Here is a 12,548-nt window from a genome sequence, read left to right as displayed (position 1 = left end):
CGGGGGTCGCGAGGCCGCAAGGGCGGCCCGGGCGCGTCCACCCGTCTTAGAATAATTCTAAGATAAGATGCCGGTATGCGGGCCGCAAGCCCGCCCAGGGTACTATCCGCAAGGACATAGCGGCCCTTCGTCCCCGGCATTGCTCTACAGGGACAACAACGATCGGTGGTGGGAAGTTCCCCCCTCCACCGACTTCAAGTGTCAGTTGAGAAGAGGGGGTAAGCTGCGCCCTCAGGCCGCCGGCAGCCCCGACAGCGCCTCCAGCACGATCCCTTCCGTCAGGATCTGCGGCAGGATCACCGGTTCCGCCTTGCCCGGCAGATACAGCAGATAGAGCGGAACGCCGCTGCGCCCATGGCTTTCCAGGACGCGGGCGATGGTGGCGTCGCGGTTGGTCCAGTCGCCCTTCAAATAGGCCACACCCTTGTCGGCCAGTGCCTTTTTCACCGCCTCACCCGACAGCGACGTGCGTTCATTCACCAGGCAGGTCACGCACCAGGCGGCGGTGAAATTCACGAAGACCGGCTTGCCCTGGCCGGTCAGGTCGGCCTGACGCTCCGGCGTCCAGGGCTCGAACCCGGCGGCCTTGGCTTCGCCTGCCGTCGCCACGGAGGCGGTGACGGGTGTCGTCCCTGTGGCGCCGATAACAGCACCCAACAGCAGGGCCAGTGCCGCAACCGTACCCACGCCGCGGCCCACCGTGCCGGCATAGCGCGTCTGGCCGTAAAGCCAGGCGGCGAAGCCGATGGCGACCATGCCGGCAAGCACCGTGGCCAGCGCCCCCGGCCCGGCCTGGATCGACAGAACCCAGACCAGCCAGGCAGCCGACGCATAGAGCGGGAAGGCCAGCACCTGCTTCACCCGGTCCATCCACAGGCCCGGCCGCGGCAGGCGCGCCAGCAGGGCGGGGGAGAAGGACAGGGCCAGGAATGGCAGGGCCATGCCCAGGCCCAGCGCCAGGAACACCGACAGGGCCACCGGCCAGGGCTGGGTGATGGCATAGCCCAGGGCCGTGCCCATGAAGGGTGCCGTGCAGGGCGTGGCCACCACGGTGGCCAGCACGCCGGTGAAGAAGCTGCCGGCCAGCCCGTCGCGACCTGCCAGCCCCTGGCCCACCCCCATCACCGACCCGCCCAGCGTGAACACGCCCGACAGCGACAGGCCCAGCAGCAGCATGACATAGGCCAGGATGGCCACCACCGGCGGGTCCTGCAACTGGAAGCCCCAGCCGATGGCGGCCCCACCGGCGCGCAGGGCCAGCAGGGCACCGGCCACGACGGCGAAACAGACCAGCACCCCGGCCGTATAGGCCAACCCGTGCCGGCGGGCATGTTCGGGCCCGTGCTTCAGCAGGGCCAGCGCCTTCATCGACAGGACCGGAAAGACGCACGGCATCAGGTTCAGCACCATGCCCCCCAGCAAGGCCAGCAGCAGGGCCATGGCCCAGCCCGTCTCCAGGGTGGCGCCTTGTTGTGCGGCCACGGGCGGGGGGGCAGCGGCTTCCGTCGCCGCCAGGGCCAGCACCTGTGCCTCCACCGCCAGGACATGCGCCGTCTCCTGGCCCTCATATTCCTCGGTGTAGCGCAGGACGCCCGTGACCGGCCCTGGGGGCAGCGCCCCGCCGGGCACCAGGGTCAGGGTCAGGCCTTTCCCATCGACAACCGCCTCCTGCGCCCCGTTGGCGCTGGCCACCTTGTAATCATGGGGAAAGAAGAAGGCGTCCTTGATCGTGTGCCCATGCAGGGCGGGGTCGGCCAGGGTCAGACGGTGGGTGTCGCCACCCGGCACCAGATCGACCGGATAGGCGCTGGGCACGGGCAAGCTGGCGCGGGCATCATGGAACAGCGACGCCACATCATGTTCCAGCAGCGCGGTTCCCACCGCCACCGGCACGTTCAGCGACAGGTCGGCACTTTCCGGGATGCAGATCTCCTCGCAGACCAGCCAATCGACCTTGGCATCCAGCTTCACCACCCCACCCGGCTTCACATCCTGCGGCACGGTCAGGGGCACCAGCAGATGCACCTGATCCTCGTACCCGAAATTGACCAGCGGCCCGATGGGGAAGCGGGTGGGGGCGGGCCAGACGATGGCACCGGCCTTCCAGCCCTCCGGCAGGGTCCATGTGATCTCGGTCGGGATGCCGCTGTCGCCGGGATTGATCCAGTAGGTGTGCCAGTGCGGGCGGATCCTCTGGGTCAACGCCGCCCAGACCGTCTGGCCGGGCGCCACGCCCTTGGTTTCCAGGGTGATGAAGGTTTCCACATTGTCCGTGGCCACCAAGTTGGACCGGACGGGTTCCGCCCGGGCGGCACCGGCCAGCAGCAACAGGGCGGACAGCACGGAAAGACCGAGTTTCTTCATCACCGCAACCATGCGTGAGGGCAACCGCATCCTATGTAATGTGCCGGCGGCCTTTCAGCCAGTGCCGCTATGGCCGCAGGTGGCTTATTCGGGACAATAATCGCGATAGGCGTGTTTATTCCCGCGCGGGTCCTCCACCTGCCACTCCCCCTCGGCCACCGGCGTCAGATAGCTTTCGGTCATCGGCACCTTCCCGTGCCCGCCGGGAATGTCCAGGATATACGTGGGCTGGCAGAGGCCCGACACGTCGCCGCGCAGCGCCTTGATCAGGGCGCGGCCGTCGGCCACGCTGGTGCGGAAATGCGCGGTGCCCTTGGCCAGGTCGCCATGGTTCAGGTGATAGGGCTTGATGCGGTTGGACACCATGGCGCGGAAGGTGCGGGTCAGCGTCTCCACATCATCGTTCACGCCGGCCATCAGCACGGTCTGGCCCAGCATGGGAACGCCGGCATCGACCAGCCTTGCCACGGCCGCCCTGCCCTCTTCCCCGAATTCCCGCCAATGGTTGGAATGCAGCACCACCCAGGTGGCAATGCGCGGGCCCTTCAGGGCTGCCAGCATCTCCACATCCACCCGTGCCGGATCGACCAGGGGCACGCGGGTATGGATGCGCACCAGCCCCAGATGCGGAATGGCGTTCAGCCGGGCGATGATCTCCCCCATGCGCCGGGGCGACAGGATCATGGGATCGCCGCCGGTCAGGATGACTTCCCATATCTCCGGATTGCCTTCGATATAGGCGATGGCCGCGTCCAGCTCGTCCGCGTTCAGCGCGTCCGCCCCCGGCCCCACCATTTCCCGCCTGAAGCAGAAGCGGCAATAGACCGGGCAGGCATGGACGGGCTTCAGCAGCACCCGGTCCTTGTAGCGATGGACGATGCCCTTCACCGGCGTGAACGGATCGTCGCCGATGGGATCGGCCAGTTCGTCGTCCCGAATGTCCAGTTCGCGCGCATCGGGCAGGAACTGGCGGCCCACCGGATCGTGCGGGTCGGTCGGATCGATCAGATCGGCCATGGTCGGGGTCACCGCGACCGCGAACTGGGCGGCCACCCGCTCCAGTTCGGGCAGGTCGGTCTTGTCCACCAGGCCCTGATCCGCCAGATCGCGGACATGGCGAAGGGTTTTGGGACGGGGGGCGGGATCGCGTGGCATGATGGGCCCTATGGGCGCCTTGCCATGCCCGCCTGTCAAGCGGCGGGCCGGCGGGGCGGCCATGCTCCCCCGCCGCAACGCCGGAGATGATGATCATGGTGCAGTCCAAGGCCGCGACCGTTGATGAATATCTGGCCCAGGCCGATCCGGCCCGACAGCCATGGCTGGCACGGATTCGGGAAGTGGCGCTGGCCAGCCTGCCCGACCCCGTGGAGAGCATGCAATGGGGCATGCCGGCCTATGGCGTCGGCGACCAGGTGGTCTTCGCCTTCGCCAGCCAGAAGCAATATGTGTCGCTCTATGTGACCAACCTCAGCATCCATGAACGCCACGCCGAGGCGCTGTCCCGCCTGGACCATGGCAAGAGCTGCATCCGCTTCCGCAAGCCGGAAACCATCGATTTCGACCTGCTGGCGGCCCTGTTGCGCGAAGGGGTTTCCCCCGTCACCCCGTGACGCCCGCCCCTTCATGCCGCAGCAGCCATTCCTTGCGGTGCAGCCCGCCGCCATAGCCGGTCAGCGATCCGTTGGCGCCGATGACGCGGTGGCAGGGCACGACGATGGCGATGGGATTGGCGCCATTGGCCAGTCCCATGGCCCGCACCGCCGTCGGCTGGCCGATGCGCACCGATATGCCGCCATAGGTCGATACCTCCCCTGGCTTCAGCCGGCGCAGTTCCGCCCAGACACGGGTCTGGAAATCCGTGCCGTTGGTGATGGTGGGCAGGGCATCGACGGCGGTCAGGTCGCCGTCGAAATAGGCGGTCAGCGCATCGCGGATGGGCCGGGGCGGCGCCCCGTCCATCAGTTCCACCGCTCCATAGTGCCGGTGTAGCAGCCGATCCATGCGTGGCCGGTAATCCTCGAAATCCAGGGCACGCAGCGTGCCGGCATCGTCGGTGACGATCAGGGACGTGCCGATTGGCGTGGACAGGGTGGAAAGGGTCAGGCGCATGGGCTTGGTCCTGCGAATGGCGACGGAGGATGGGTTAGCATGCCCCATCCCCTGTCGCTGGCGGTTATCGGACCTTTACGCTGATTTCTTTGAGACAAGCCTCAAAATCCATCCGCCAAATCCGGGCCGAAATCGGCATTCCGACCCGGATTTCAGCCCTCACGCCTTGGACCAAGCCTCAACCTGTTCCTGCAGGATGGGCATGGGCAGGCGGCCATTCTTCAGCACGGTATCGTGGAAGCCGCGAATGTCGAACCTGGCCCCCATGCGCTTCTTCGCCGCCTCGCGCAGCTCCAGGATCTTCAGCATGCCGATCTTGTAGCTGGTGGCCTGACCGGGCCAGCCGATATAGCGGTCGATCTCGCGCGCCGCGCCGCCGGGGTCCATGGGTGTGTTCTCGACAAAGAAATCGATAGCCTTCTGCCGGTCCCAGCGCTTGGCATGGATGCCGCTATCCACTACCAGCCGCACGGCCCGCCACAGCTCCGCAACCAGACGGCCGTAATCGCTGTACGGGTCCTGGAAAAAGCCCATCTCCTTGGCCAGGAACTCGGTATAGAGCGCCCAGCCTTCCCCGAAGGCGGAATAGCCGCCGCCGAATTTCTGAAAATCGGGCACGCCGTCCAGTTCCTGGGCGATGGCCACCTGCATGTGATGGCCGGGAATGCCCTCGTGATAGGAGAGCGTCTCCAGCCCAAAGCGCGGGCGGGCGCGCATGTTGGACAGGTTGACATAATAGATGCCGGGCCGCTTCCCGTCGGGCGAGGGGCCGTTATAGAAGGCACTGGACGTGCTCTTCTCGCGGAACTTCTCCACCGCCCGCACCTCCATCGGCGCCTTGGGCTGCAGGTTGAACACCAGGTCCAGCTTGGCCTTGATGGCATCGACATAGGCCGTGGCCTGCTTCAGATAATCCGCCCGCCCCTCCTCGCTGTCGGGGAAATAGAAACGGTCATCGTCGCGGGTGTAATTGAAGAAATCGGTCAGGCTGCCCTTGAACTCCACCTTGTCCATGATGGACTTGATCTCGCCATGGATGCGCTTCACCTCGTCCATGCCGGTCTTGTGGATATAGTCGGCGCTCAGCGGCAGCGAGGTCCAGCGCTTCAGGCAGGAAGCGTAGAATTCCTGGCCCCTGGGCAGACGCCAGGCGCCATGGTCGGGGTTGGCGCGCGGGGCCGCCCCTTGCAGCCACTTGATCAGCGACAGATAGGCCGGTGCCACACCCTCGCGCATCGCGGCGGCCGCCTTCTCCACCAGCGCCGCCTTCTCATCCGCCGGGATCTCCAGCTTCTCGATCTTGGTGCGCAGATCGGCGAACAGGGGGGCTTCGGCGTCCGCCTGCGGCTCCACCGGCCGGCCCTTGATCTGGTTGCGCGACACGGAAATCAGGTCGGGGAAGAAATAACGGGGCGGCAACACGCCGGCCTCATCCGCTAGGCGCAGCCGTTCCTCCACCTGCCCGAAATAACGCGGGAACTGGCGCAGGCGGGAAATATAGGCCTCGGCGTCTTGCTTGCTCTCCACCTTGTGCTGGTTGATCAGCTGCACCGGCAGGTTGGTGTGCGGACCGCTGACCAGGGTCAGGATGTATTGGTGGTGGCGCCAGGGGAAATCCTCGATCCGGTCCTCGGCGCGCTCCCGGAACAGCCTTGCATAGAGCCGGGCCGTGTCCGACAGCTTGTCTTCCGGAAACTCGCGTGTCAGGCGGGCCAGATCGGCCTTGGCCTGTTCCAGCTCCGCCACGGCGCGGGCCTCGCTGGCATCGTCCAGTTGGTCATAGCCGGTCTTGCGCCCCAGTTGCATGGCGCGCAGCGGGCTTTCGGCGACATCACGCTCGAACAGTTCGGCGAAAAAGGCATAGAGCGCCTTGTCGCCCGGCCCTTCGGCGGCGAGGGCAAGAGTGGGCAACAGGGCCAGGGCCGCGGTCGTGCCGCCCAGCGCCAGAAGATGACGACGAGAGATCATGGAAGGAACACCCGTTATTATTCATGTCCGATGAAAGCAGGGTGCCTGTTCCAGTTTCCAGGTCAAGGACTTGATGGAATTGGTCCCATGGCGGATGGAACCACCGTCAGTCGCCGGCGGCAGCCTGGCGGCGCATCGGCTGCGACAGGCGGCGGCGGATGCGGGTGCCGGCGGCACGCAGCCGGTCGCGGAAACCGGCCCAGCCGGTGGCCGGTGGCGTCAGGTCGATGCCCACCACCGACACCTTGCCGCCATCCAGCGCCACGACGATCAAATCCATCTCCCCCACCCGCACCCGGTCGCCCAGCGACGGATCATGGCCCAGGCGGCGGCGCATCAGGCCGGACAACGTCAGGGACGGATCGTCGCCCGCATCGAACCCGTACATGCCGCCCACAGCCATGGCCGGCATGTCGCCCTGGATCTGGAAATCGCCGGCCGGCCGGTCCTCGTCGAACGCCTCCACCTTGCGGCCGAACAGCCGGTCCATGACGGCCAGGGCCGACCCGTCGCCCATGGCCAGCACGGTGTCGCCGGGCTGCAGGCGGTTGGCATCCTCCGGCCGCACGGGCCGGCCATTCTGGATCAGGGCCAGCAGCTGCACCGATTCGGGGATGATCAGCTTGCCACGCCCGCGCCGTGCCGCCTCGCTGTCGCGCGCGACCGTGAACACGGCCAGCTGCCCCGACCCATCGGGCAGGTCCACATCGGCACGGCTTGGCGGTTCCGGCTGCGGCGGTGCCAGCAGGCCCAGCAGCCGTGCCGCCGGCCCCACGGTCCAGCCCTGGATCAGCAGCGACAGCAGCACAACCACGAAGGCCACGGCGAAATAGGCCTCGGCATTGGGCACGCCGGCCAGCACCGGCATGGCGGCCAGCACGATGGGCACCGCCCCGCGCAGCCCGACCCAGGAAATATAGGTCAGTTCCGGCAGGGTGAAACGGAAGGGTAGCAGGCCGGCAAAGACGGCGATGGGCCGCGCCACCAGCATCAGGACCACAGCCACCAGTACGCCCGGCACCAGATAGGGGCCCAGCTGCGACGGCGTCACCAGCAGGCCCAGCATCACGAACAGCCCGATCTGCGCCAGCCAGGCCAGACCGTCATGGAAGCGGCGGATCAGCCGGTCGGCCTTGTGCGGGCGGTTGCCCAGGATCAAGCCCGCCAGATAGACGGCCATGAAACCCGAGGCGCCGGCCGCCTGCGCCCCGCCGAACACGAACAGGGAAAAGGACAGGGCCAGGATGGGGTAAAGCCCATCGGCAAGGTCCAGCTTGTTGACCAGCCAGACCAGCACGAAACCGGCGGCCACCCCGAACATCACCCCGCCCACCAGCTGCTGCACCAGTTCCAGCACCAGATGCAGCGGCTGCAATTCACCCGGCGTGGTCAGCGCCGTGACGGCCAGCAGGGTGAGCAGTACCGCCATCGGGTCGTTCAGGCCCGATTCGACCTCCAGCGTCGCCGAGACACGGCCGCGCAGCGCCAGCCCGCGCAGGTTCAGCAGGAAGAACACGGCCGCCGCGTCGGTGGACGCGATGATGGATCCCACCAGGAATCCTTCCATCCAGCCGACATCCATGACGAAGCAGACGAAACCGCCAGTGATTAACGCCGTGACCAGCACCCCGCCCGTGGCAAGGCTCAGCGCCGGCCAGCGGGCCAACCGGAACGTGTCGGCATGGGTGCGCAACCCGCCATCGAACAGGATGACGGCGAGCGCGGTGGAGCCCATCAGATAGGCCAGCTTGAAATCGCCGAAATGGATGCGGCCGGGCCCATCCTCCCCCGCCAGCATGCCCAGGCCCAGGAAGACCAGCAGCAGCGGCGCGCCCAGGCGCGAGGAGATGCGGCCGGCCAGGATGGACAGCAGCAGCAGCAAACCCGCCAGGAAGATCATCTCGTTGACGGCTTCCACGCCCGCACCCTCTTCCCGTGCCCGTGACCTTCAGACCGCCACTATAGGCATGGCCGGATTAAGGTCATGACTATTTCGCCACGATTGTGACTTGCAAAACACAGGTCCGGTACTGAGCGAAAGGATAGTGGGCAATGCCGTACGGCCTATGACCCCGAGGGTCACCGGCGGAAACACGTCGAAGCCGGAAAGATCAGCGCCCGGCATCGGCCAGGGTGCGTTCCAGCATTTCCGCCTTCACCAGGCCTGTATCGGCACTGGCCATGGCGATGCGGCCGGGCTTGGCGGAGCCGGCGGCGACGCCGGCCATGACCAGCAGCAGGGCCGTGGTGAACACCAGACCCATGGCCGACAGCTTCTGGCGGTCGATACGGGAAAGGGTGCGGTCCAGGGTGCGGCTGGTCATGGCGTCGTCCTCCAACAGGCTTGTCGTCGTACCGGTTTCGGGGCGGGAAGCCGGCCGACGACAAGGAAGAGAACAACAGCCGCCCTGGGCGGAGTTGGGACGGGATTGGGGCCATTTGGCGGCAAGGGCGGTACCACCCGAAGGCAGTACCGGTTAACCTGAACGGGTAGGGCCCGTCCGACTCAATCCCGAATCCCCGTCATCCCGGCGAAAGCCGGGATGACGGGGTGAGCTTCGATCCCTACCGCGCCAGCGCCGCGTCGATCAGGGCCACCGTCTCCTTCACGCCATAGAGCGCGATGAAGCTGCCCATGCGGGGGCCGGTGGTCTGGCCCAGCAGCACTTCGTACAAGGCCTGGAACCAGGTGCGCAGTTCGGTGAAGCCATGCTTCTTGCCGACCTCGAACACCTGGTTCTGCAGCTGGTCGGCCGGGGTATCCAGGGCCAGGGTGGACAGAACCTCCCGCAGCTCGGTGATCGCCGCCCGTTCCTGTTCGGTCGGCGCCCGGTACTGTTTCGTGGGCTTCACGAAATCCTGGTAATAGGTGACGGCGTAGCCGACCAGCTTGTCCAGGAACGGGGCCGTTTCCGGGCTGGCGCCGGCGGCGTAGCGGCGGATGAAGCCCCACATCACGTCGGCACTCTCGGCGTTCGCCGCACCGGCCAGGTTCAGCAGCAGGCCGAAGCTGAGGCCCGCCGTGCCCTTCACATCGTTGGGCACCTGGCCGTCATGGATGTGATGGACGGCGGTTTCCAGCTTCTGCGCCGGCTCCAGCCCATCGAACTTCTCCACGAAGGTCAGATACTCGTCCACGGCGCGCGGGATGACGTCGAAATAGAGCTTCTTGGCGGCGCGCGGCTTGTTGAACATGTACAGCGCCAGGCTTTCCGGCGGGGCATAGCGCAGCCATTCCTCCATCGTCAGGCCATTGCCCTTCGACTTGGAGATCTTCTGGCCCTTCTCGTCCAGGAACAGCTCGTAATTGAAGCCGTCGGGCGGGGTGCCGCCCAGAATCTTGACGATCTTGCCCGCCAGTTCCACGGACGGGATCAGGTCCTTGCCGGCCATTTCATAATCGACGCCCAGCGCGAACCAGCGCATGGCCCAGTCGGGCTTCCATTGCAGCTTCACCGCACCGCCGGTGACGGGGGTTTCCACCTTCTTCCCGTCCTCATCCTCATAGACGATGGTGCCGGCATCGACGTCGCGCTCCAGGATCGGCACCTGCAGGACGCGGCCCGTCGTCGGGCTGATGGGCAGGAACGGGCTGTAGGTCGCCTGACGCTCGGCGCCCAGGGTCGGCAGCATCACGCCCATGATCTCGTCATAATGGCGCAGCACGGCCAGCAGGGCGGCATCGAACCGGCCCGACTTGTACCAGTCGGACGCCGACTGGAACTCGTACTGGAAGCCGAACCGGTCCAGGAAGTCGCGCAGCATGGCGTTGTTGTGATGGCCGAAGCTCTCATACTTGCCGAACGGGTCGGGCACCTGGGTCAGGGGCTTGTGCAGGTTGGCGGCCAGCAGTTCCTTGTTGGGCACATTTTCCGGGACCTTGCGCAACCCGTCCATATCGTCGGAAAAGGCGAACAGCCGCGTGGGCACGCCCGGCATCATCCGTTCGAAGGCGCGGCGCACCATGGTGGTGCGCGCCACTTCGCCGAAGGTGCCGATATGCGGCAGGCCGGACGGGCCGTATCCTGTCTCGAACAGGACATAGCCTTTGGGCGGGGCTTTGCCGCCAAGGCGCGCGACCAGTTTGCGCGCCTCCTCGAACGGCCAAGCCTTCGCCGCAAATGCCAATTCCTGTTCGCTGCTCATCGCATGATCACCAGATAGAGAAATAACAAGGCCGCAAAACTAGGGCGAAGGCCGGGAACGGTCAACGCACAGCCCCGTTAGGACGGGCATGCGGCAGGTCTAGGAGGGTGTTGTGTCCCCGGAGATGAAGGCACGCCTGCGCTACAGCCTGATCCTGTCCATCATCGCGGTCATCGCGGGCCTGGGCCTGTTCGACCGCGCCGAACGGGCGTTCCTGCCCAAGACCCTGGCCATGGCCAGTCAGGAGGCGCTGCACGACAATCTGGCCCAGGCCACCGCGGTCTTCGCCACGGCGCGGGTCATCGATGCCGCCGTGTCGGTGGCGCAGACGGTGGAGGTGTCGGCCGGGCTGGGCGTGCAGCCGGGGCAGGTGCTGGACCCTGTCAACGATCTGGTGGAACGGTTTTCCACCATGATGCTGGGGGCCACCGTGGTGCTGGGCGGGGCCACCCTGCTGGTCAAGGCCGGCGACATGCTGGGGCTGGCAGTGCTGCTGCCGGCCGGATTGCTGCTGGCGGCACTGGCAGCACCGATGCCGGGAATGGGGGCGCTGTTCGCGCGGCGGCTGGGCACGTTCCTGCTGTTCGCGGCTTTGGTGCTGAAGGTCGGGGTGCCGCTGGTGGTACTGGGATCGGCTTCCTTGTCGGCGCAGCTGCTGGACCCGGCCATCGCCGATGCGCAGTTGCGCCTGGACGCGCTGTCGCTGGCGGCGGCACCCGTGCCGGTGGAGGGCGATGGCGGGCTGATGGACCGGCTGCGGGCACTGGGCAATGCGACGGGGGCGGTGACGCGGCTGGTGTCGGCCCTGGGCGATCTGGCCGATATCGTCATCGACCTGACCATCGCCTATGCCGCCAAGCTCGTCCTGCTGCCGCTGCTGCTGTTCTGGATATTGGGGCGGATGGCGGAAACCGCCGCCTCAAGCCTGACCGCCTGGCCCGGGGAGCGGGTGGGGTGACGCCTCATCGGTGCCGAACCTGAACCGCTCTTCCTTCTCCGGCAGAACATAGGTGCCGAACATCCGGTCCCAGATGGCCAGCGCGGTACCGAAATTGCGGTCGCGATGTTGCAGCGCCATTGAATGGTGAAGTTGGTGCATGTGTGGGGAGATCAACCAGCGTGAAAGCCAACCGGGAAAGGGCAATGGCACCGCGCTGTGGCGCAGATGCGCGAAACCCAGCCCCCAGGCCAGGGTGAAGATATTGACGCCCAGCACGGTCAGCGCCGGCACCTGCGCACCCGCCAGCCCGGCGGCCAGCCCCAGCCCCAGACCTTGGGCCAGCATGTTGGCGCTGATATGCACCGCCTGCTCCCAGGGCCAGAAACGGAAGGCGGTCAGCGGCGTCAGCACGGGCGGCGCATGGTGCAGCCGGTGCGAGCGCCAGAGGAGGGGCACCCCATGGAACAGCCGGTGCGTCCAATAGAGCGCGAAATCACCGGCCACGAAGGCGAAAAACGCGGCGGCCAGCAGCAGGGGCCAGCCCGGTGCCCCACCCGGTGTGGTGCCCACGACCATCCCGGCCAGCACCGCCCCCAGCCGGTTGCCGATCAGCACCAGGCCAAGCAGCCAGGGGGCCAGCAGGAAAGGCAGGGTGGAATTGGCCAGGAAGCAGCCGGCATCGATGGGCAATTCGCGCCAGTAATCGGCCGCCCGACCCCACAGGCCGCTTTGGCGCCCGTACCAGACGGCACCCACCAGCCCAACTGCCAGGCCCGGCCACCAGAAGACGGATTCAGGTGCCGTCAGCAGACCGCCCAACGAGGCCAGCCAGTCATCGGTGGCCTTGTCCCAATCCTGCCGCGCCATGCCACGGCCACCCCGTCCTTATCGAAGACGGGGCAGCATGACAGATCGGGACCGGACCGCAAAGACGGGGTCATACTAACGGCATGATACCACCGGTCGAAATATTTGACCGGTGGTACGGCGGCGACTGCCGCCGCGCGCCACGTGGCGCGTA

The 12,548-nt window shown here is 66.7% G+C and carries 10 protein-coding genes; 2 read left to right on the top strand and 8 right to left on the bottom strand.

Annotated features, from left to right (window positions below; translation table 11 throughout):
- Window positions 1-231: 231 nt before the first annotated feature.
- Window positions 232-2,364, bottom strand: coding sequence for a protein-disulfide reductase DsbD family protein (locus ACM9HJ_RS07630; protein WP_416571115.1), 2,133 nt, complete (start codon window positions 2,362-2,364; stop codon window positions 232-234).
- An 84-nt stretch (window positions 2,365-2,448) separates the two neighbouring features.
- Window positions 2,449-3,519 carry a lysine-2,3-aminomutase-like protein gene (locus ACM9HJ_RS07625; RefSeq protein ID WP_416571114.1) on the bottom strand — a complete coding sequence of 357 codons (1,071 nt, stop codon included), beginning with the start codon at window positions 3,517-3,519 and terminating at the stop codon, window positions 2,449-2,451.
- Between the two features lie 95 nt (window positions 3,520-3,614).
- Here ACM9HJ_RS07625 and ACM9HJ_RS07620 point away from each other — a divergent pair, with 95 nt between their 5' ends.
- Window positions 3,615-3,974, top strand: a complete 360-nt coding sequence (locus ACM9HJ_RS07620) for an iron chaperone (protein ID WP_416571113.1) — start codon at window positions 3,615-3,617, stop codon at window positions 3,972-3,974.
- Here the strand turns inward: ACM9HJ_RS07620 and ACM9HJ_RS07615 are convergent.
- The 5 genes from ACM9HJ_RS07615 to ACM9HJ_RS07595 form a co-directional block, all read right to left on the bottom strand.
- The gene (locus ACM9HJ_RS07615) at window positions 3,964-4,473 is read right to left on the bottom strand and encodes a methylated-DNA--[protein]-cysteine S-methyltransferase (protein ID WP_416571112.1); all 510 of its coding nucleotides are present in this window, start codon (window positions 4,471-4,473) and stop codon (window positions 3,964-3,966) included. The genes ACM9HJ_RS07620 and ACM9HJ_RS07615 overlap by 11 nt on opposite strands.
- Before the next feature lie 159 nt (window positions 4,474-4,632).
- On the bottom strand, window positions 4,633-6,441 hold the full coding sequence (locus ACM9HJ_RS07610; RefSeq protein WP_416571111.1) for a DUF885 domain-containing protein: 1,809 nt from the start codon (window positions 6,439-6,441) through the stop codon (window positions 4,633-4,635).
- 106 nt (window positions 6,442-6,547) lie between these two features.
- Complete coding sequence (locus tag ACM9HJ_RS07605; RefSeq protein WP_416571110.1) at window positions 6,548-8,359, bottom strand: potassium/proton antiporter; 1,812 nt, start codon at window positions 8,357-8,359, stop codon at window positions 6,548-6,550.
- A gap of 193 nt (window positions 8,360-8,552) precedes the next feature.
- A complete protein-coding gene (locus ACM9HJ_RS07600) occupies window positions 8,553-8,765 on the bottom strand; it encodes a hypothetical protein (protein WP_416571109.1) in 213 nt (70 codons plus the stop codon).
- Window positions 8,766-9,006: 241 nt separating this feature from the next.
- Window positions 9,007-10,587, bottom strand: a complete 1,581-nt coding sequence (locus tag ACM9HJ_RS07595) for a lysine--tRNA ligase (RefSeq protein WP_416571108.1) — start codon at window positions 10,585-10,587, stop codon at window positions 9,007-9,009.
- A gap of 112 nt (window positions 10,588-10,699) precedes the next feature.
- Between ACM9HJ_RS07595 and ACM9HJ_RS07590 the strand changes: the two genes are divergently transcribed.
- Window positions 10,700-11,545, top strand: a complete 846-nt coding sequence (locus ACM9HJ_RS07590) for a hypothetical protein (protein ID WP_416571107.1) — start codon at window positions 10,700-10,702, stop codon at window positions 11,543-11,545.
- On the opposite strand, the gene ACM9HJ_RS07585 is transcribed toward ACM9HJ_RS07590, so the two are convergent.
- On the bottom strand, window positions 11,507-12,394 hold the full coding sequence (locus ACM9HJ_RS07585) for a sterol desaturase family protein (RefSeq protein WP_416571106.1): 888 nt from the start codon (window positions 12,392-12,394) through the stop codon (window positions 11,507-11,509). The two genes, ACM9HJ_RS07590 and ACM9HJ_RS07585, sit on opposite strands and share 39 nt — an antisense overlap.
- Between the last annotated feature and the right edge of the window lie 154 nt (window positions 12,395-12,548).

The organism is Niveispirillum sp. KHB5.9 (genome assembly GCF_048066115.1).
In the GTDB taxonomy this organism is placed as follows: Bacteria; Pseudomonadota; Alphaproteobacteria; order Azospirillales; family Azospirillaceae; genus Niveispirillum.
This window is presented reverse-complemented; position numbering and strand designations above follow the sequence as displayed.

Coding starts and splice junctions, on each gene's coding strand:
- ACM9HJ_RS07630 (WP_416571115.1), bottom strand. CDS start 2,364: ATGAAGAAACTCGGTCTTTCCGTGCTGTCCGCCCTGTTGCTGCTGGCC.
- ACM9HJ_RS07625 (WP_416571114.1), bottom strand. CDS start 3,519: ATGCCACGCGATCCCGCCCCCCGTCCCAAAACCCTTCGCCATGTCCGC.
- ACM9HJ_RS07620 (WP_416571113.1), top strand. CDS start 3,615: ATGGTGCAGTCCAAGGCCGCGACCGTTGATGAATATCTGGCCCAGGCC.
- ACM9HJ_RS07615 (WP_416571112.1), bottom strand. CDS start 4,473: ATGCGCCTGACCCTTTCCACCCTGTCCACGCCAATCGGCACGTCCCTG.
- ACM9HJ_RS07610 (WP_416571111.1), bottom strand. CDS start 6,441: ATGATCTCTCGTCGTCATCTTCTGGCGCTGGGCGGCACGACCGCGGCC.
- ACM9HJ_RS07600 (WP_416571109.1), bottom strand. CDS start 8,765: ATGACCAGCCGCACCCTGGACCGCACCCTTTCCCGTATCGACCGCCAG.
- ACM9HJ_RS07595 (WP_416571108.1), bottom strand. CDS start 10,587: ATGAGCAGCGAACAGGAATTGGCATTTGCGGCGAAGGCTTGGCCGTTC.
- ACM9HJ_RS07585 (WP_416571106.1), bottom strand. CDS start 12,394: ATGGCGCGGCAGGATTGGGACAAGGCCACCGATGACTGGCTGGCCTCG.